Source organism: Brasilonema sp. UFV-L1 (assembly GCF_012912105.1).
Lineage (GTDB): Bacteria > Cyanobacteriota > Cyanobacteriia > Cyanobacteriales > Nostocaceae > Brasilonema.
On the sequence record NZ_QMEA01000022.1, the window covers coordinates 1 to 20,213 of the forward strand.

The following is a 20,213-nucleotide window of genomic DNA, read 5'->3' on the forward strand; positions in this document are numbered from 1 at the left end:
GTAATTAGAGACATTTCTGGGTATTGCATAGCTTTACACAGATTTAGTTTACCCCAAACCAACTCCGGTTCCTATCAACCCTAACGTTTGAATGACTTGCCGTCGCAGTATTGGCGTTGGCTGTAGTGTTGACTGGGATGCTGGTTGTGATTTTAGCTGCGGTGTCGGTTGTGGTTTTGGTTTTGGTGGTGCTGGAAGCGCTTCCAACGCTTCTGCGGCTGATGGATAGCGTTCACTGAAGCGGTAGCGCACCATCTTCGTTAAAATATCCGCGAGTTTCTCGCTAACATTTGCCCAATTCCGCCAAATGACTTCACCATTTGTGGGATCTCTTGGCAATTCGTGAGGCTGTATACCAGTAAGGGCAAAAATAGCCAGCATTCCTACAGCATAAACATCACTTGATGGCTTTGGATATCCGCTAGCTTGTTCGCTAGGCATATAACCTGCACTACCAATAACAACTGAAGCGCTAGTTTGTCCTTGAATATTGACTAAAGTGCTAATTTCTTTGACTGCACCAAAGTCAATCAATATGATCTTGCTATCTTCGCGACGACGCATGAGATTTTGCGGCTTGATATCTCGGTGGATAATATTGTGCTTGTGAACAACTGTTAGAACTTCCAAAATCTCTCGCAAAAGTTGAGTGACTTCCTGTTCACTCCACCTCTTACCAACTGTGACTTCACTACTTAAATCATTTCCTTCCACATATTCCTGCACCAGATAGAATTCACCTTTTTCCTCAAAGTGAGCAAACAGTCTCGGAATCTGGTTGTTTTCATGACCTAATCTATATAAAACCTGTGCTTCACTCTCAAACAGTCGTCTAGCAACTTGTAAAACAACTGGATTCGGATCTTTTGGTTTGAGATGTTTGACAACACATAATGGGTGTCCTGGTAAATCCAAGTTTTCTGCGAGATAAGTATCACCAAAACCACCACTTCCCAACAATCTGACAATTTTGTAGCAATTACGGAGAACAGTGCCCACAAACATCAGGTTTTTTCAATATGCGATGGTCTTATTTTGCCAAATTGCTTACTGAACAAGTTTAGCGAGTAATAAAAGTGTACATTTTCTGGCCTGGCTTGGGAACCTCACCCTGCCCTGTCGGGCATCCCTCTGCTTATAAAGGAGAGGGAAAGTGCAATAGTTCCGTTCTCGTTCCTTGCCTCTGGCAGGGAATGCATAACTTGAGGCTCTGCCTCAATATAATAATTGGGAGGCTCTGCCTCCGATAGTGCATTCCCATGCTGAGCATGGGAACGAGAGAACTGATAACTGTTCACTGATAACTGTTCACTGATTTGATATCAGGTAATCACAGTTGGCTTATCCATGCCAGTCAACGTACGAATCTGCGCAATCTCATCTGCAATTGTAATAAGTTGGGCCAATGCTTCTTGCGGATCATGATTCTGCTTTGCTGGATCGCTTTCGTAGCTTTCTAGATATAACCTTAGTGTTGCACCTTGTGTTCCTGTACCAGATAACCGGAAGACAATCCGCGAACCATCAGTAAAGCCAATGCGAACACCTTGCTTTTGACTAACGCTACCATCTATTGGGTCAGTGTAGCTGAAGTCGTCAGCGTATTCAATCTGATAGGAACCATACAGCTTTCCTTTGAGTGTTGGCAATAAAGCACGCAGACTTGTTATGAGAGTATTAGCGCGATCGCTATCCACTTCTTCATAATCATGACGCGAGTAATAATTACGCCCATAAGTTTGCCAATGTTCTGTGACAATCTCTTCTACTGATTGTTTCCGTACTGCTAGAATATTCAGCCAGAACAAGACTGCCCAAAGTCCATCTTTTTCGCGAATATGGTTGGAACCTGTACCGAAACTCTCTTCGCCGCAGAGAGTTGCTTTACCTGCATCTAGCAGATTACCAAAGAACTTCCAGCCTGTGGGAGTTTCATAACACTCAATACCGAGTTGTTTTGCTACACGATCTGGCGCTTGACTCGTAGGCATAGAGCGGGCGATACCTGCTAAACCAGAGCTATACCCAGGAACTAATTTCGCGTTTGCTGCTAAAATAGCTAAGCTATCACTAGGAGTAACGAAGAATCGGCGTCCGAGAATCATGTTGCGATCGCCATCTCCATCAGAAGCAGCACCAAAATCAGGAGCATTTTCCCCAAACAAAGTTTCTACCAAGTCATGAGCATAAACAAGGTTGGGATCAGGATGTCCACCGCCAAAGTCTTCTAAAGGTTTACCATTCGTAACAGTTCCCGGCGGTGCGCCCAAACGTTCCTCAAAAATATTATGAGCATAAGGGCCAGTCACAGCATGCAACGAGTCAATACACATACGGAACTGTCCATTAGTCACCAATTCGCGGATGCGGTCAAAATCAAACAGTGACTGCATTAACTCTGCGTAATCTGCGACAGAATCAATCACCTCTACCGCCATATCACTTATCTTCGACTCTCCTAAAGTATCAAGATTAACATCAGGAGCTTCGATAATTTTGTAGCTATCAATCTCTTTACTACGTTGATAAATAGCTTCTGTGACTTTTTCTGGAGCTGGTCCACCATTACCGATATTGTACTTTATACCAAAGTCTCCATCTGGTCCACCAGGATTATGACTAGCAGAGAGGATTATACCACCAAATGTGTCATACTTGCGAATAATGACAGAGGTAGCCGGGGTGGAAAGAATTCCACCTTGACCGACTAACACTCGACCAAAACCATTAGCTGCTGCCATCTTCAGGATAGTTTGAATCGCCTGACGATTGTAGTAGCGACCATCACCTCCTAGAACCAAAGTTTGACCTTGATATCCTTCGAGGCTGTCAAAGATGGATTGGACAAAATTTTCCAAGTAATGAGGTTTTTGGAAGACTGAGACTTTCTTTCTCAGTCCAGAAGTACCTGGTTTTTGGTCGGTAAACGGCTGGGTTTGTATAGTTTTGCTAACCATCGCGATATTTGAGGCAGAGTTCACAACAAAAATTGCTTGTCCTAACACTACTTAAGCACGATGTTGCGGCAACAACCTCTAGTTGAATTTTAATTTCCTTCTTATGGTTGAATTTCTTATAGCTTGAATCTTACCTAGGCTGTCTTCCAAGAGAGTGTCAACTAGCGATATGTTTAGATATCTCGCCTAATAAAGAGATTTACAATGACTAATAATAAACTTTTTCAACTAAATCTTTCTATCTCCCTGTCAAAAGGTATACATAAATTATTGACCACAGGGATATTGCTAGTTGCAATCGCCTATCCATCTTTATCCACCGAAGCGTCTGAGTTAAACAAGAACTATTTCAACAATGCTTCTGAACAGCAAGGTTTAGAACCAGAGATAAACCCAGTTAAAGAACAACCTTTAGTCATTGCTCAAAGATACAACAGACGACCCCGAGTTCGCAGAACAATCATAATAGGACCTCGGCGATCTCGTGTTCGACGAATTCGGCGATCTCGTGTTCGACCAGTCTATCGACCAGTTCGGCGAGTTCGCGTTCGACCAGTCAGGCGATACAATAGATATAGAGGTCAACGGGTGTACATACGTTGATGCTTCCACCGCTTCGTGTTTCTATGGTCGGGGTTTAAATCCCCGTCTATCTTAATCAATTTTGAATGCGTGTTAGCGCAGCGGGACGCAGCGCTACTAAGCTTCACCCACCCATTCCAATGAAGGCTTTCGCTGCGATTTTACACAGTCGTGTAAATATAAATTAATCAAGCTTTGGTAAGAAATCCCTGTTTCCTCAGCTAAAACCTTAAAGTAGTCAACTGAACTCCGGTGTTGATGATTGACACTAAAACAGCGCAGACGCCGGCATGCGTATTGCAGAGTGTCAAATACGGGTTCAATGCCTGAAACCCATGTCAGAGTTGGTTTATAGAAAATACCAAGATTTTCAAACTAACCTGCGGAATATGGGTTATAACTTTTCAATTTCCTTGTCCCAGTTTTGGGTTGCTTGCTATTTGCTTGCTACATAAGGATTTTACGAATTCGCCAACAGTGTCTAGGCTATATTTGCCCCATTTACGCGTAGACGCTACGCGTCTTACCGCAAAGCGTCACCAAAGTACCGTCGATATAAGTCACAACTGAGCATAACCTGATTCCCTCGTAAGGTGACCAGTCCCATACTATGTAGCTTAAATGCTAAGAACTGTTCTAACTCCACAGGTTTTGATGACTTCAGCACCTCGTCATAAGCTGCTGCTAATTGAGGGTGTTCTTGTAGATTTCGTAAATGCCGATGCAGATGATTGCGATAAATACCCGCATCTGTAGCAGCCATTTGCATAAGCTGATTCAGAGTTAGGTCATGCCGTGCTAGGTGATACAGAGCTTGTTGGACTAAATAAGGATGTCCTGCAATAAGTTGCATTAACTCAGATATTTCACTCTCCGATAGGTGCAATCCATAACGCTCTTGTAAATCAAGCACCTGCTCTGCTGTAAACGCCTGCAACTCTATTGCTAATCCTACATTAAAAGGGGACTTATTAATATCCAAAGGAATGTAGACTTCTGTGGAATGGACGATAATCAGGCCCAGATTTTGCCATAGAGGATTGCCACTATCTCCATAAGCTGCTTCTTCGTACCATGAGCGTAACAAGGTAAAGAAATCATCGGCAATCTCTGGATGTAAAAATACCTCGTCAACTTGATCCAAAGCTAAGACTAAAAAACCATTAATATCTGGTAACAAACAGTCTTCAAAGTAAGCAGTACAGTTGCTCTTGCTGCCAAAGGTTTCACTCCAATAATCCTCTACTCGGTGTGGCAGGTGAAGCTTCCGAGTCATAGAAGCACAAAACCAGCGCAAGAACCTATCCAAGTCAGTGAAAACTGCTCGATCTGCTTGCTGTAAACTGAGTGCCACAGTGCGTACTTTCAGCCCATCCGCAGTATCAAAATTCTGTTTTTTGGCATGAGCTAGAACTCTAACCATCAGAGAGGTTTTACCCATTTGACTGGGCGCTTTAATGCGAATGAGCGCCCCTGATCTAGTAATCTCTTCATAACAGCGTGACTCCGCAGGAGGACGCTCTACATAAAAAGCAGAGTCCAATGGTACCAGTCCAACTGGTGGCTCTAATTCAGGGGGTTCAGAAGAAGATATGGGGATGACTTGGGGACGGGGGAACGCAGACAACTTCTCCGTGTCTTCCCCTCTCCTTATCTCCGCGTCCTCCTCCTGACGAGCTCGTTGTGCCAAAACTGCCATCAAATTAGTTTTGCTGACTTTTTCTCCAAGACTAGATGAAAGAACCTGCCACAGTTTCGGACCGACATCATGCTTTATATATTCAGGAGCATAATCACTTTCTACCGCAATCTGGTCATATGTCTGACCTAGCAAAGCTCCTCGCAAAACAGTAACTTCAATGTTTCTCAAGTGTCTAGAGGTCTTGGCAAAAACTGCAGCATCTGCCAGCTTCAGTGCTAGTTCAAAAGGTATAATTTGCTGTCCACTGCTATTGGTCATTTTTCTTACTTAATGACTTGACAAGTTTCCAGAATTGCTTTTTCTGCAATATGTTTAAGCATCACAGTCAAGGGATGATCGGGGTATTGCAAGCAAAACAGACCACAGCTGCCCAATTGCACCATATCTTCTGACAGTGGTAAGATACCAGCGACTGGAATTTTATAAGTTTTCTCTACTTTCTGTTGTAATGCTGAAAAGTCCATTTTTATTGGTGTCTTATTAATGACCAGCATCATGTTACGGACTTTAAGCTGGCGGGCAACATCAACTGTAACTGCTGTTCCCTGAAAGTCTTGGCGGTCTGGGCGCAGAATCACAATCAGCAAGTCGCAAATAGCGATAGATAATAAAGTTTCTCGACTCAGACCAGGGTGAGTATCAATGAATAGATAGTCTAAATCCAGTTCTTCGATCAAGCGTCGAAATCCACTATTAAGTAGATTAACGTTGTAGCCTTCGTACTCGATCCTGGCAATTTCATCAGCGTTTATACTGGAGGGTATGAGGAAAACTCTGCCTTTGCTCTCTATTCCCAAGTGAGAACTGACATCGCAGGCAATGTCACTTATTGAATTGCGATTCCACAAATAGTCATTTAAGGTATTATTTGTGATACTTTCATCTGTGCTAAACAGAGCATGAATACCGGGAGATTGAAGGTCAGTATCCACTACTGCAACTCGGTTTCCCTTTTGTGCGTTCTGCCCGGAGGGCTGCTGTAGTGAGGCGATCGCCACCGCTAAATTTGCTGTCAAGTTAGATTTACCAGTTCCACCCCGAAACGAATGAATAGCAATAATTTTACACATAATCAATTTCAATACGCCTCTAACAACTATCGTCAGCTGCTTGGTGAATTCCGGAGGCCTTCAACCTCTGTTTGCAACTGCTGAAAATAGTCAGTCTTGGTAATCTGAGCTACCTGGCGTGCTACTTTATTTAGATCGATCTCAATTTGCATCTCCTGCATTTGATGTCTTAACACTTCTTCGCTTTGCCACAGTGCTTCTACCGCTTTGTTTTGGAGTTCAGCCTTTTCCTGCTTTAAAGTTGCCAATTCCTGCTTTAGTGTCGCAATTTCTGCCCGTAATCTCTTTTCAGTCTCAGTCATACAAGACTGAGCCTTTTGTTTCACCCGATTCCTCCGCAACTGAATTTGCCTGGAGGGAAAAGGCATAAGCAGATTATTCGTCGCATGAATAAAAGCAGTAAACCCGATAATACTGGCATTTGCAGTTGCGCTTGCTTGTATCGTCGAGGGGACAGCTTCGGTACCTATATCAACAGGATATTTGGGCATGATTCACTCCATAATCATTAACGCCAGTCTGGGAGGATGGTGAGTAAGGGACTTGATTTTGTAATCCTTCAATCTTTTCTAGAATCGCTCTATTAACCGACCTGTGAAAGATCAGTTTGGAGTGGAGACGAGGGGTGAAAAACTGGTCTTGACAAATATTTATTTTTAAGGTAAGCGTAAAAGCATGACTCGATATTCTAAAAATGCCCGCAAAAGACATTTATCATGATGCAGTAAAAAACGCCTTAATCAAAGATGGCTGGGTGATCACAGCTGATCCTTACTTTATCAAATATGAAGATGCCGAACTCTACGCCGATTTAGCAGCAGAAAAACCTATCGCCGCCGAACGCCAGGGACAGAGAATAGTTGTAGAAATCAAAAGCTTTGTTGGACGTTCTCTGATGTATGACTTCCACGGCGGTCATTGGTCAATATATCGTCTATCGAAACCTGATTCAACTTACTGAGCCAGAATATACACTGTATTTAGCTATTAACGATATTGTCTATGAAGATTTCTTTCAAAGGAAATCCGTACAAGCAGTCATTACTCAAAACAACCTTCTGTTAATGGTTGTGGATACAGAAAAAGAGGAAATTCGGCAATGGATAAACTAGAACAATACCGTAGTGCAATAAAAAAAATCTTAACTGAATACTACGAAATGGCTATTGCTCAACCTACCCCAACAGAAGAAATTGAGGCAAGCGATAGACTCGCTTTTGACGAAAAACGCGATCAATATCTTTGGTTCCGTTTTGGCTGGGACAACAAAAAGCAAATACAGCACATCATTATATATCTCTGCATAAAAAACGGCAAAATTTGGGTTGAAGAAGATGCAACAAATTTGTGTATTGTTGATGATTTGCTCTCTGCTGGAATACCTCAAAGTGATATAGTTTTAGGCTTCCATCATCCCAGCAGGCGACATTTGACCGAATTTATAACTGTTAAGTAGAACAACCAAATTAAACGTAAAATGTCATTGCGACCGAATAAACTCTAAATCTCTACTTTTTATCCAGGATTTGCAGGAGAGTACTCCCCAAACCGCCAACGCAAACACGTAGCATTCTTAGTTTCCAATACTTGCTCAATATTAAACTCCACCAGTCGTTGTGCTCCAGCAAAGTTACTTAAACGTTCTGCGTCCCAAATGACTTTTGCTTTTCCAGCAAGTTGCAGCGTGTGACCTCCTTCAAAATCGATAAACAACAAACCTGCATTAGGATTTACAACCAGGTTACCGAAGGTCTGAAACATATTGTTACCCGTGTAGTCAGGAAACACTATCTTTTTGCTGTTCAAAACTTGCACAAACCCCGGAAATCCTCCTCGGTGGGAAGCATCTGCCCCACTTTCCGGATGGGAACTGGCGATGAAAAAGGTATCGGCTTGGGCAATCCAAAGTTGATTTGCATCACTTAAAGTATCTGTGGTAAAAGTTTCAGGCTGTACAAGCGACTCAGTTATGCCTTTTTCTAAGTGACGCACCTGGATGTATTTGGGACAGTTAAAAAACGCTTGCTGAATCTGTATTTTTATATTTTCTCCTTGGTGTATCTCTGCTTTGCCATTGAGACGTAAACGTCTGCGGGTTGTCAAATCAATTACCAACAGACCAATTGCATCATTGCTGTACAGGTTTTGGTGTAGGGGATCGCTAGGTACGGGGGTAGTATCAATCTCTACTGTTTGTTTGTTCAAAACTTGCACAAAACCAGGTTGCCCCGTTAATAAAAATGTCCAGACTCTGTCGTTTGCATCCACTGTACTAGCAACTGCTAATTGTTGCGTGCAGAGGAACTCTTGGGCAGCTGGCTTGATGACGCTGCTGATGACATGACCCAGACGTTGTGCCTCTTCTCGCACTCCCGCTTGGGTTTGGATTGCGATTTCTCCAGAATGAAAAGTCATTGCTCATTAGTGATTAAGGAAGTTCACTCTCACCACCCCACTTTTCTACATGTGTAGAAAAGTTTCGTATAAAATCTCTATATTAATTAAATATTTGTGATGTAGTCTGAACTTTCCAAGATCAGTTTTAGACTGATGAGGGCAAGAAGAACTGATCTTGGCGATCGCATAATTTTATGGTATTGCGAAAAACATTTTAGTTCTGCAACAATATTCATACATGAAAAACTAAATTCATACTAGGAGGGACGCACTGAAAAATCATGGCTACTCTCAAAGCTTCTCAACAGGGACTCGGAAGAATTAAACAAGCTAGAAGTGAAAAGGGATGGTCTGTTGATGATTTTAGATGGATAGAATCAGCTAGTGAAGTTTTAGGTGTTTGTTGGAAACAAGATGGCGTTCTTGCTGTAGGCATTTCAGAAGGAACTTGGAAACGCTTCTTAGCAGGAAAGTACTCAATTAACGCTGAGGCGTTTCAAGCATACTGCCAAGTTTTGGGGTTGAATTGGGAAGAAGTGGTAGAGAAGTCAGAAGTCAAGAGTCAAGAGTCAAGAGTCAAGAGTCAAAAGTCAAAAGTCCAGAGTCAAGAGTTATTTTCTGTGTCTGTGCGTCCGTATGTTCCTGCGTCCTCCTCCTATGCTTATATGGACTGGGGTGAAGCACCTGATGTTTCCATTTTTTACGGGCGTGGTGAAGAACTGGATACTGTTAAGCGCTGGATTGTCCAGGAAAAATGCCGCTTGGTGACGCTGCTAGGGATGGGTGGAATTGGCAAAACGACTTTGGTTGTCAAGCTGGCGCAACAAATTGTTGTAGATACGCAAGATATCACGTCTCTAGAGTATGTCATTTGGCGGAGTCTTCGCAATGCTCCCCCTGCTGAAGATATTTTGGCTGAGTTGATTCAGTTTTTATCCCGACAGCAGGAAACAAGTTTACCAGTTCACTTAGAAGGCAGAATTTCGTTATTACTAAAATATTTACGTTCGTTGCGTTGTCTGCTGATTTTAGATAATGCTGAGTCCATTTTACAGGCGGGCGATCGCATGGGTCGTTATCGGTCTGAATACGAAGGTTATGGTCAACTTTTCCGATGCATTGCTGAAACTTCACACCAAAGTTGTTTGATTCTGACTTCGCGGGAAAAACCCAAAGGACTATCTCAATTCGAGGGTGAACTTTTACCTGTGCGTTCTCTCCAACTTTCAGGTTTACCAGAAACAGAAGGACGGGAACTGTTCAACGTCAAAGGTCAGTTTACGGCAACACCAAACCAATGGCAAACCCTCATTTCCCGCTATGGCGGAAATCCCCTTGCTCTTAAAATTGTGGCATCTTCCATCCGAGACTTTTTTGATGGTAGTGTTTCACAATTTCTCGAAGTTTCCCAACAAAGTGCATTTATCTTCGATGATATCCGTGACCTGCTCAACCAACAGTTCCATCGTCTCACGGATTTGGAACGGGAGATTATGTACTGGTTAGCAATCAACCGCGAACCAATTTCATTGCAGGAGTTGCAAGCAGATTTTGTGACTCATGTTCCATCTCGTGAAATATTGGAATCACTCAGTTCTTTGCAAAGACGATCTCTCATTGAGAAGGTTACGCCTACGCTAATTGCAAAAAGTACCAGTCACTTTACTCAGCAACCTGTGGTGATGGAGTATGTCATCAGCCAGTTAATTGAGAGGGTTTGTGAGGAAATAGTCACTCAAGAAATTTTTTTGTTCGCAACTCATGCATTAACTAAAGCCTTAGCCAAAGATTATGTGCGGGAGACTCAAATCAATCTGATTTTGCAACCTTTGATCAACACACTGATTGCACAACTTGGCAGCCAGGAAGCGATCGCTAGTCATCTCAATCAAATTCTCTCAAATTTACGCGGGAAAACACCCAAAGATACAGGATACGCAGCAGGTAATGCTCTGAATTTGCTACATCAAGCACAGATTGATTTGAGTGGCTATGACTTTTCCCGTTTAACTGTTTGGCAAGCTTACCTTCAGGGAGTCGATTTACATAACGTCAATTTTGCCGGCTCAGATTTATCTCGCTGTGTTTTTACGGAAACTCTAGGTAATATTTTATCAGCTACTTTTAGTCCAGATGGTGAGTTATTGGCGACCTGTGACACTGATTGTCATGTCCGTTTGTGGGAGGTGAAATCAGGAAAACTATTATTGATTTGCCAAGGTCACACCAACTGGGTACGCTCGGTTGCGTTTAGTCCCAATGGGGAAATTCTAGCAAGTTGTGGTGCCGATAAGACTGTAAGGTTATGGAGTGTTCGGGATGGTGTGTGTATCAAAACCTTGATTGGGCACACTCATGAGACATTTTCTATGGCATTTACTCCCGATGGTCAAACTTTAGCGAGTGCGAGTGGCGATCGCACCATAAAAATTTGGGATATACGTGATGGTATTTGCCTGAAAACGCTTTGCGAACATACTGATTGGGTGCGTTGTGTAGCATTTAGTCCAGATGGACAAACTTTGGCAAGTGGTAGTGCTGACCATACAATTAAACTGTGGGATATTAATCAGGGGAAATGCAGGAAAACTTTGAGTGAACATCAAGGTTGGGTACGTTCGGTAGCATTTAGTGCGGATGGACAAACTTTAGCGAGTGGGAGTGGCGATCGCACAATCAAACTCTGGAATTATCGCACGGGTCATTGCATTCAAACTTACACCGGACACACTAACGGAGTTTACTCGGTAGCATTTAATCCCCAAGGTGAGATACTTGTTAGTGGTAGTGGCGACTACACGGTGAAACTTTGGGACTGCAATACCCATAGTTGTGTAAAAACATTGCATGGACATAACAATGAGGTTTGTTGCGTTGGTCTGAGTTGCGATGGGCAAACTTTAGTTTGTGTGAGTTTAGACCAAACAGTTAAGCTATGGGATACTCAAACTGGACAATGCTTGAAAACGTGGTATGGAAATACAGATTGGGCGTTTCCAGTTGCGTTTAGTTCCTTTTCTCAGGAAGGCAAAGGAAACATCCTGGCGAGTGGTAGTAACGACAAAACAGTGAAACTATGGGATTGGCAAACTGGAGATTGTGTGAGAACATTGCAGGGACATACAGACTTTATTTATGGAATAGCCTTTAGTCCGGATGGAAAAACTTTAGCAAGTGGCAGTACAGATTCTTCAATAAGATTATGGAACGCGTTAACGGGTCAATGCTTTCAGATTTTACACGGGCATACAGATTGGATTGATGCAGTTGCCTTTCATCCCCAAGGTAAGATTGTTGCTAGTGGTAGTGCTGACTGTACAGCCAAGCTGTGGGAGAAAAGTACAGGTCAATGTCTCAAAACCTTTACTGGACATACTGAGAAAATACTGGGAATTGCGTTTAGTCCAGATGGAGAAATTTTAGCTAGTGCTGGTGCTGACCAATCTGTAAGACTATGGGATTGTCAAACAGGTCATTGTATAAGAATAATACATGCACATGAGGCTCGCTGTTACGCCGCAATCTTTAGTCCCGATGAGCAAATATTAGCTACTTGCAGTACCGATCAAACCATAAAGCTTTGGGATTGGCAGACAGGAAAATGTCTCAGAACTCTTACAGGACATACCAACTGGGTGTTTGCTGTTGCTTTTAGTCCCAATGGGCAGATCCTCGCCAGTGCTTCCCACGACCAAACAGTAAGAATTTGGGATGTGAAAACGGGCGAATGTTATCATATCTGCGTTGGACATACTCATTTGGTGTCTGCTGTTGCTTTTAGTCCAGATGGGCAAGTTGTTGCCAGTGGTTCTCAAGACCAAACCGTGAGGATTTGGGATGTGAAGACAGGGGAGTGCCTAAGAATGTTGAGGGCAAAAAGACTTTACGAGGGGATGAATATTACTGGTGTCAAAGGGTTAACGGATGCGACGATTTTGACTTTGCAAGCGCTGGGTGCGGTGATATAACTCACTTTCCGCACTCTCAAGTATCACACTACGGGTTTTTACGGAACAGGGAACTCTTGACAGTACAGGGTGAGGAATGTGGGATACAAGTATTTATCCCAATACCGTTCAGATAAGACCAAAACCCTTATCAAAACGTCAATGTAGAGACGTTGCATGCAACGTCTCTACACGTGTGCAATGTTCACCAACAATCCTTAACTGAACCGTATTGGTATTTATCCTACCTGCACTGGGGGATATGATAGCGATTGCATCTTAACCGACTGCATAACGGGTAAATTGGCGTTTAAAAGAGGAATGAAAACCCAAAACAATATCTGAAGTGGGTACGCCCATTTCAACCAATCTTTCGGCAATAGATTCTTCTGTACCGTTATATTGAATCCAAATTTTACCGTCTTGAATATCAAAGTGCATAACAGGACCAAATACCCGCTTATCTCCTTGCCAGCCGACATAAGCGAGTTGATAATGGTCATGTTCGTTGTCAAATATTAGCTCTGCCTTCACTGTTTCAGTAGTGGTAGCAATTTGGGCGTGTTCGGTCAAAATTTGCTTGACAAATTGTCGATAGCGTTCTAGTTTATCCATTGCTTAATCTCCTCCTGTTGAGGATCGTAAGTTATCAGCTTAACTTGATAGCGTTTAAGAGCGCGTTGGATGAAAGGAAGCTGAAAAAAATCCTGATAAGTTTCAACGGGAATGGCTAAGTAAACACTTCTATCTGGTTCTTGTTCTTCAAGTGCTTGGCAATAGTTAAGATATTGACCCAATGCGGTATGAAATGCACTAATATCTGAGTCCCCAATAAAGCTTTTTATTTCTACAGCAATTTTTTCTGAATCCCGTTCTGCGGCAAGCGCAGTATCTGCTGCCAAATCAATTTGTAATTTGACAGCTTCGCTAATGCGAATAGTGAGAGGATCATGGGTGATATTCCATCCGTCTTTGATTAATGCATTTTTAACCTGTTGATGGAAAACATCTTTAGCCATTGTGGATGTTTGTCATCCTGATTGTGGTTAACTTTATTTTATCGGAAAGCTCAGATCTGAAGAAACACAAAGAACTCTTAACAGGGAACTCTTAACAGGGAACAGGGAACTCTTAACAGGGAACAGTGAGCATTAACTGATACTGCGCTTCCTTGATAACTGTTTTAGTTGAACACTCTAAAACTAAGTCAGCCAGTGCTTGAAGTCGGTTTTTGAATATCAATCTCTGGTCAACACAAGAAATTATTCGTACAATTCGCAACCAAATATTGAGTGAGAACTGAGAAACAGACTCAGTCCTCACCAATATTATTAAGCAGGCAACAGCAATCGAGCTAAGGCTCTAGCACTGTTGAGCGGGTTATTGAAGTCGAACGCTAAATTGACGTTGCGACTTTGATTCAGATACACCAGGCTAAGGCTAAGAGAAATGCTTCCACCTGCTGCCGAGTTGAGACTGGTGTCGAAACTGGCAGAACGCACATCCAGCAGGCTATTCAATCCGTTGCGTCGGATGAAGTCACTTACCGATGCAAATGCGCCCACCGAGGCTCTGATAGTTTCCAGAGTGCCTTGCAAAGCTATCAGACTTCCATTGGCGGATTCCCGCGCCGTGAGCAGAGTTGCTACGCGGGGGTCAGCATCAATGGGAAATGTGACAACTCCCTGTTGGAGTAATCTCAACGTTTCCTGGCTACCCCGCAAAGCTGCTTCTGCCAAAGGTAGCCCTGCCTGACGGATCCGCAGTTCCCCTTCCAGACGGATGATCTCGTCTGGTCGGCGTGGAACACAAACATTGGGTCCAATCACAGGTGGAATGCGGGTGCAAACTTGGTTATTGCGTTCGCGGTTAAGATCATTTTGCAAACGCTGGATATCTCTCGTGATATTATCCAGATTTTGTTGATCCCTGTTGACAGCGGCGCTTGCATCCCTGAGACGGGTGTTTGCTGTCTCCCGTTCCTGTCTCACCACATTACGTTGAGCGTTAATTTGCGTGTCGAGTTGATTAACTCGATTTTGAGCATTCTGGACATCCATTTCTGCTCGTCTGAGACCCGCCGTTGCTGTATCCACTGCAGCTTGAATTGCTCGGGAAGTTTCCCGATTGAGGTACCCAAACAAGTCATTTTGCATTCTACCTACAACTCGGAAGTTGGCGGCATTGTTGAGCTGTTGTCCCTGAACTTCTAATACAGACTGGAAGGTATTGAAGAGGCGACCTTCGCTTCGGAAGGAGAACTGGTTCTGCGCCACAGCAATCTGAGTTTCACTCGCGATGCCTAACAGCCGAATGGCACCGGAAATAATTGCTCTTAAGGGTTGTTGCGGACTGACCCGGAGCAGAATCGCGGGGTTTGGTTGCCCACCAGCACCACTGAGTTGGAATGCACCATTCAGCACGCTTAAGCCCTGGATTGTGCCCTGAACCATTGCACCACGGTTACTGTCAATTTCCACTGACAGATTTGCTTGTAGTCCCCAGAGATTAACACCTACAGTTCCTTGCAACAATAGCAACTGATTCCTAGTGTTTACGTTGAGGGTGGTCATCACTCCCAACCAGTTACCCTGGACAAAGAGCCGATTGTTATCAACGATCGCCCTTGCGTTGACCAAATCAAACCCCGCTAGGGAAGTATTCACATTGCCTGCTAGGTGGAAATTTGAGTTGCTGAGGAGTCCCTCTAGATGACCGTTTACCTGTAAGGGAAATCCCTGTGGGAAGAGGCTCAACTCACCTCGATACCTAAATTGGTCATTGACGATTTGGATATCACCGTTAAATATCTGGCGATTGAGAATTGACAGGGAGCTGCGCCCCATTAATTGGAATACCGTGGAGGATGCATCGTCTGGTAAAGGAGTCAGTATGGATGCTGGGAGTCTCTGCCATTGGGCACCTTGAATAGTGCCAGCATTCCCATTCCCGGTTAGATCATTAGCAACAGTCCCCTGTCCTTCGTTCAGCTGCCAGTAGCCCACCAGTCCAGGCTCATCTCCCCGGAGGCGACCAGACATGTTCATCCGAATCTCTCCATTGGAGAGGGCGCGGTTCCAAATGCGGACATCCTGGATTTGTCCCTGGAAGAAACGCTCAGTTCCAGTACCGCGAGCACCAATTGCCCAGTTTTCGCCCAGAGCGATCGCTCCCCTGGCTGCTTGATTCGCACTGACTTCCACCCCATTGCGATAAAGCCGCCAACTCATGCCATCATACAGTCCCGCCAGGTGTACCCAGTTGCCAATATCCTCAGCAGAAATTGCTACCGATGTCAAGTATTCTTGTCCATCCCAGGAGCCAATTTGATAACTGCCGTTGCCGATTCTCAAAAATACCTCACCATTGGGGGAGCGGGTATACCCGTGAGCGATAATGTTACGTAAGCCGTCCGTGGCTTGAGGTCTAACCCAGGCTTCAATCGTAATTTGACCCGTGAAATTCAAACTAGCAGGGTTGTTGAGCGTGATGTAATTATTTTGTCCATTAAATGCTAGAGCGTAAGTAGTGGATGCAGTTTGGGATGATGTGGGTGCTGTCGGCAGAGTTGATGATGCTCTGGGAGTGTTGATGCTAACGCTGCCAGCCATTTCCCAATCGAGAATGTTAGAAATGGCACCCGCAATCCGGAATCCGGTGGCAAAACCCTGAGAGTCAGATGCTGCTAAACCAAATACGGCATCCAGCATAGCAACATTTGTCACATTCCAGTTGCCGCGCATGAGCGCCACTAATCCCTCGTCGTTGCGGCTACCTGTGGGTGTGGGGATGACAGCCAAAGCGGCGTTTGCCTGTTGATCGTTGACAAAACCCAACTGATTGTAAACCATTTGCCGAGACGCTGATTTCGTCGCAATTTGCCGGAACTCATTCGGGGTCGTCATTAACCAGCCTGCATTAATGGCAGCGGGACCAAAGTCAAGACCAACACTGTTCACGCGGTACTCCAGGGGCATCGCCTGAATCAACCGATTGACTGATAAGGTTTTCAAGCCATTCAGCAAGTTGGCAAGGTTGCGGTAAGCATCAATTTCAATGCCGCTAGCTGTGGAACCCAACCGTTGACTGCCCAGGTATTCGGGGAGTTGTAAGAAGTTACCACTCAGGGGTAAGGTAAATCTTAGATTGACATCTGTGGGGGCATCGTCAGGATTGAGCAGGAAGTTGCGATCGCTGAAGAACTGCCGGAAGTTCGAGAGGATTTGCCCGACCTCTGCCAGGTTGAAGCTGGGCATGGGGAACTGGGCATGGGTTTCAAAGTTCACCCCTTCCAGTCCTAGGTACTCGATCCCAATTTCGTCGTAGAACATGGGGATGGGAATGGGAATCCCTGTCTGGTAAACGATCAACATGAACAGCTTCCGCAAAATCAGGCGACGGTGTAGCTCACGGCTATTAGGTAGCGGTATGCTGTCGTTGTCAGGCAGTAGCAGAGCACCCGCTAGCGTTAGTAAGTCAAACTGATCTACATTGGCATCGACTTCTAGCAAGAACAGGCTACCTCCAGAGAGGGTGCCAAAAGATAGACTGCGTAGCTCAATCCCACTGATAGAGGGGATGGGGTTGGGAGTCGGGAAGGTGGGATCCCAAAACAAGAACCGGATTGGGCCATCACCTTCGTTGACTCGCGCTTCTAACCGCACCTCACCTGTGGGTGTAACGGCAATATCAAAGAAGAAGCTGTCGGGAATCTGGATGTTGAGATATTGGCGGAAACTCTCAGGAAGTTGATCCAGGCGATCGCCAATCACCTTAAGCGCCTGCGTAACTTCATCCGGCAGTTCAGCACCGCTAACGCGATTGAGAATGGACACCAGTTCATCCACCCGGAAGTTACCCTGGTCATCTAAAATCTGAATGGGTTGCAAAGGCACTCCATCAGGTAACGTATCGGCAAGGGCATTTAATCCCGTGGCATTCAGCAGCAGTTTAGCGGGAGTTAGGGGCAAGCTGAGGTCTTGGACAACTTCAAAGCCACCACTCGCCCGGAAGCTGGAAGTTGTACTGTCGTAGCTGAAGACAGGGACGCGGAACTTAACTTCACCAAAACTACCCAGATCCAAATACCAGAAGGTTTCACCATTTTCCTCTTGCAGGCGCACTCCTGTAATAATGGCAGTGCGGGGTGTCAGCCGGATACCGCTCACTGCGTTAATTGCCAGTTCCAGCTCAACAACTGTGTCTTCTGGATGCATTGGATCAAAAGTATTAAAAAATCTGACCGCAGGTGTGCCATCTGCCTCCCTGCCAAACAGATTGTTAAGATTTTCTGGTAAACCGACCCCAATACGGGCAGACAGTTTTATATCATTACCAAACAAGATTGTCAAGTCAGAGACATCAATCCGGGCAGTACCAAGGGGAATGCGAGTGTTGTTATCGATTTTGATATCGGGGATCGCAAAGTCGAAAGGAGCAACCACGCGTTCAGCACTCAGGCGAACGGAATTGTTGTCTGCTGTGAAGGTCGCATTAATCTGGTCTGGCAACACCCGTTGTACTGAAGGATGCCAGCCACTAAATGCCAAACTCACTGAAGCTGCAAACATCCATGCTGTGCGACTTGGTGTACTTGGAGCAGGGCTACGTCTGACAATGGAAATGCCACCAAACTCTAGATTCATGGACGACCGTTGATCCGGTGGTAACAGAATGGTAACTGTTGCTTGGTCAGGCATAAACACCAGACGGGTCGTCTCGTCTTCACGAGCGAGGGTCAGGTTTGCTTGGAAGTCAAATACGGAGTCCACACGCATGACTCCATCTGCTGAGACTTCCCATGCGAAAGTTGCTGTGGTTTGTCCTTCAGTGAATTGCCGAGTCAGGGCGATCGCCAGCCCTGTCATGCTGAAGCTACCCACGCCAGCCAAATTTACCAGTTGGGCAGTGGTTGTTGTCGTCAGCATCAATGTTCTGGTATCGTTCATCTGGTGGTAGGCAGCAGATAAAGTCAACATCTGCTCAAACAACTCTGCTGCAACTTCTCCGGATAGGTTCCAATCCCCACCTTCTAAGGTGAAATTTAAACTGAAGTTCGAGAGTGCTAGTTCATTGGCGATTCCCAAAGGTCCTTCACCAATAATGCTGAGAGAGGCATTGATTTCCTGACCGGTTCGATTCACCGTCAACGCCACCTGAACTCCCAGCTCGTCACCTCCGGTACCAAAATCCCATTGAGTAGACGTTGTTGCTTGGAGAGCAAACATCTCAGTTGCCGGGGTAACGCTGATGCCGATCATTGTCAGTTCAAAGTCTGGTAACTCGGCGGGACGAGAAACCCCAGCGAGGAATGCTTGGGCGATCGCAGATAAACCAAGTCGAGAAATTTCCGTTTGCCAAGTCGTCTCGGTGGCTGCATCAATTGTTAGGGTGACATCAATGGCGTCAATATTTTCACTACGCAGTATACCAGCGATTGTCCCTGTAACCTGATTTGTCGCAGCACTCAAGCTCAATTCAAGTTGCACATTCTCCAGTGAGAGCCAAGTTGCCCCCGGAATGTGAGCGATCGGCAGCATGGCACTCAGGCTGGAGGTTACCCCACTGTCAGTCTCGGTAAACAAGATGGCAAGTCTAGCATTCTCGACACCGAGTAAAGATGTTTTGCCAGTCAGAGAAGCACTATTTGCAGAGATGTTAATTTCAGCATCTCTTAAGGCAAACTGTTCTATGTTTAGAATAGTCAGAAACTTGTTAAAAGGAATAAATTCTAGCGTTGAGCTTGTCAGGACGATCTGACCATTTTGAATATGATTCTCAAGCGTAGTTACAATGTCTTGAAGTGTCATGATGTTTGCTTATAATTGTTAATTTGTTGAGTGTTTTGAGCAATTAGTCATAAATGGAAGTCATTTCATCTATAGCAGTCCTAAATCATTCGTGTAAGTCCTACGGACAGGCTCCGCCAACGTGGAGCGTGCGCCTTAGCGCTCAACTCTCTCTTTTCCTTCTCTGCGCTCTCTGTCTTGGAAAGCTCTGAGCCTCGCTCCTTTGAGGAGCTTACGCGCTCCGGAGGAAACCTCCGCTCAGACTTTCCGCTGCGTCCTCTGCGGTTAATTCAATCAAAACCTTTTTCACAAATCATCTAAGATTGCTATATAATCAGGCAATTGCTTCTGGCGCGAGCGCTGGCTGAAACAGATTTTTATTGTCTGCTTGATACAACTTCATGCCAGTGCCGGTCAGATAAGAAACACCTCGATATTTCAACTCAAGTATGGATTGAAATGTCTCCTGTGCGACCCGCTGACGTTGGTAAGTAGCTCCTCGGTACTTTGCATCATGGATTCTGTTGTCAACAACTTCACCAGGAGTGATTGCAATATGAGAAGCATTGATTGTGTAGTGGATACCGCGATAAAGCAGTTGCATAAGTCTGTCCTTGTTTGGAATAGCGTAACATTTGATAATCTCTTTATAGAGTTTGATTCTGTAGAGGTCGATATAGGAAAGTTATGGACTTTATCTCCTTAACCTTCGTTCTGTCTACTTAACTTTGCAGCTTAACTGAACCGTATTAAAGAAAAATAAAAGAACT

General features: G+C 44.6%; 12 protein-coding genes and 2 pseudogenes. 4 read left to right on the forward strand and 10 right to left on the reverse strand.

From position 1 onward, the window contains the following. Positions 1 to 54: 54 nt before the first annotated feature. Positions 55 to 1,008, reverse strand: a pseudogene (locus DP117_RS09675) (serine/threonine-protein kinase); the annotation flags it as partial. A gap of 314 nt (positions 1,009 to 1,322) precedes the next feature. Further along, complete coding sequence (locus DP117_RS09680) at positions 1,323 to 2,957, reverse strand: alpha-D-glucose phosphate-specific phosphoglucomutase (protein ID WP_169218155.1); 1,635 nt, start codon at positions 2,955 to 2,957, stop codon at positions 1,323 to 1,325. Positions 2,958 to 3,161: 204 nt separating this feature from the next. On the opposite strand from DP117_RS09680, the gene DP117_RS09685 reads away from it, so the two are divergent. Beyond that, positions 3,162 to 3,560 carry a hypothetical protein gene (locus tag DP117_RS09685; protein WP_169218107.1) on the forward strand — a complete coding sequence of 133 codons (399 nt, stop codon included), beginning with the start codon at positions 3,162 to 3,164 and terminating at the stop codon, positions 3,558 to 3,560. 502 nt (positions 3,561 to 4,062) lie between these two features. On the opposite strand, the gene DP117_RS09690 is transcribed toward DP117_RS09685, so the two are convergent. Genes DP117_RS09690 through DP117_RS09700 form a run of 3 tightly spaced genes read right to left on the reverse strand, consistent with a single transcriptional unit; the run spans position 4,063 to position 6,802 of the window. Further along, positions 4,063 to 5,499, reverse strand: coding sequence for an AAA-like domain-containing protein (locus DP117_RS09690; RefSeq protein WP_169218108.1), 1,437 nt, complete (start codon positions 5,497 to 5,499; stop codon positions 4,063 to 4,065). Positions 5,500 to 5,504: 5 nt separating this feature from the next. Next, the gene (locus DP117_RS09695) at positions 5,505 to 6,311 is read right to left on the reverse strand and encodes a MinD/ParA family protein (protein WP_169218109.1); all 807 of its coding nucleotides are present in this window, start codon (positions 6,309 to 6,311) and stop codon (positions 5,505 to 5,507) included. Positions 6,312 to 6,343: 32 nt separating this feature from the next. Then, positions 6,344 to 6,802 carry a hypothetical protein gene (locus tag DP117_RS09700; protein ID WP_169218110.1) on the reverse strand — a complete coding sequence of 153 codons (459 nt, stop codon included), beginning with the start codon at positions 6,800 to 6,802 and terminating at the stop codon, positions 6,344 to 6,346. A 203-nt stretch (positions 6,803 to 7,005) separates the two neighbouring features. Here DP117_RS09700 and DP117_RS09705 point away from each other — a divergent pair. Beyond that, a pseudogene (locus tag DP117_RS09705) lies at positions 7,006 to 7,423 on the forward strand (XisH family protein). Continuing rightward, a complete protein-coding gene (locus DP117_RS09710) occupies positions 7,411 to 7,767 on the forward strand; it encodes a XisI protein (protein ID WP_169218111.1) in 357 nt (118 codons plus the stop codon). The pseudogene DP117_RS09705 and the gene DP117_RS09710 overlap by 13 nt, the downstream one beginning before the upstream one ends. A gap of 59 nt (positions 7,768 to 7,826) precedes the next feature. Here DP117_RS09710 and DP117_RS09715 read toward each other — a convergent pair whose 3' ends face one another. Further along, positions 7,827 to 8,726, reverse strand: coding sequence for a pyridoxamine 5'-phosphate oxidase family protein (locus DP117_RS09715; RefSeq protein ID WP_169218112.1), 900 nt, complete (start codon positions 8,724 to 8,726; stop codon positions 7,827 to 7,829). Between the two features lie 263 nt (positions 8,727 to 8,989). On the opposite strand from DP117_RS09715, the gene DP117_RS09720 reads away from it, so the two are divergent. Further along, the gene (locus tag DP117_RS09720; RefSeq protein ID WP_169218113.1) at positions 8,990 to 12,676 is read left to right on the forward strand and encodes an NACHT domain-containing protein; all 3,687 of its coding nucleotides are present in this window, start codon (positions 8,990 to 8,992) and stop codon (positions 12,674 to 12,676) included. Positions 12,677 to 12,934: 258 nt separating this feature from the next. Here DP117_RS09720 and DP117_RS09725 read toward each other — a convergent pair whose 3' ends face one another. The 4 genes from DP117_RS09725 to DP117_RS09740 all read right to left on the reverse strand — a co-directional run bounded on the left by DP117_RS09725 (position 12,935) and on the right by DP117_RS09740 (position 20,047). Then, positions 12,935 to 13,270, reverse strand: coding sequence for a XisI protein (locus tag DP117_RS09725; protein WP_169218114.1), 336 nt, complete (start codon positions 13,268 to 13,270; stop codon positions 12,935 to 12,937). After that, complete coding sequence (locus DP117_RS09730) at positions 13,258 to 13,674, reverse strand: XisH family protein (protein WP_169218115.1); 417 nt, start codon at positions 13,672 to 13,674, stop codon at positions 13,258 to 13,260. The genes DP117_RS09725 and DP117_RS09730 overlap by 13 nt, the downstream gene beginning before the upstream one ends. A 312-nt stretch (positions 13,675 to 13,986) precedes the next feature. After that, the gene (locus DP117_RS09735; protein WP_169218116.1) at positions 13,987 to 19,464 is read right to left on the reverse strand and encodes a LamG domain-containing protein; all 5,478 of its coding nucleotides are present in this window, start codon (positions 19,462 to 19,464) and stop codon (positions 13,987 to 13,989) included. 313 nt (positions 19,465 to 19,777) lie between these two features. Beyond that, positions 19,778 to 20,047: a DUF4278 domain-containing protein gene (locus DP117_RS09740; RefSeq protein WP_169218117.1), complete on the reverse strand. Its 270-nt coding sequence runs from the start codon at positions 20,045 to 20,047 to the stop codon at positions 19,778 to 19,780. Positions 20,048 to 20,213: the final 166 nt, after the last annotated feature.

Bases quoted from the DNA above. Each gene is read 5' to 3' on its own strand.
- DP117_RS09730 (WP_169218115.1), bottom strand. From the start codon at position 13,674: ATGGCTAAAGATGTTTTCCATCAACAGGTTAAAAATGCATTAATCAAA.
- DP117_RS09700 (WP_169218110.1), bottom strand. From the start codon at position 6,802: ATGCCCAAATATCCTGTTGATATAGGTACCGAAGCTGTCCCCTCGACG.
- DP117_RS09715 (WP_169218112.1), bottom strand. From the start codon at position 8,726: ATGACTTTTCATTCTGGAGAAATCGCAATCCAAACCCAAGCGGGAGTG.
- DP117_RS09735 (WP_169218116.1), bottom strand. From the start codon at position 19,464: ATGACACTTCAAGACATTGTAACTACGCTTGAGAATCATATTCAAAAT.
- DP117_RS09740 (WP_169218117.1), bottom strand. From the start codon at position 20,047: ATGCAACTGCTTTATCGCGGTATCCACTACACAATCAATGCTTCTCAT.
- DP117_RS09725 (WP_169218114.1), bottom strand. From the start codon at position 13,270: ATGGATAAACTAGAACGCTATCGACAATTTGTCAAGCAAATTTTGACC.
- DP117_RS09710 (WP_169218111.1), top strand. From the start codon at position 7,411: ATGGATAAACTAGAACAATACCGTAGTGCAATAAAAAAAATCTTAACT.
- DP117_RS09680 (WP_169218155.1), bottom strand. From the start codon at position 2,957: ATGGTTAGCAAAACTATACAAACCCAGCCGTTTACCGACCAAAAACCA.
- DP117_RS09695 (WP_169218109.1), bottom strand. From the start codon at position 6,311: ATGTGTAAAATTATTGCTATTCATTCGTTTCGGGGTGGAACTGGTAAA.
- DP117_RS09685 (WP_169218107.1), top strand. From the start codon at position 3,162: ATGACTAATAATAAACTTTTTCAACTAAATCTTTCTATCTCCCTGTCA.
- DP117_RS09720 (WP_169218113.1), top strand. From the start codon at position 8,990: ATGGCTACTCTCAAAGCTTCTCAACAGGGACTCGGAAGAATTAAACAA.
- DP117_RS09690 (WP_169218108.1), bottom strand. From the start codon at position 5,499: ATGACCAATAGCAGTGGACAGCAAATTATACCTTTTGAACTAGCACTG.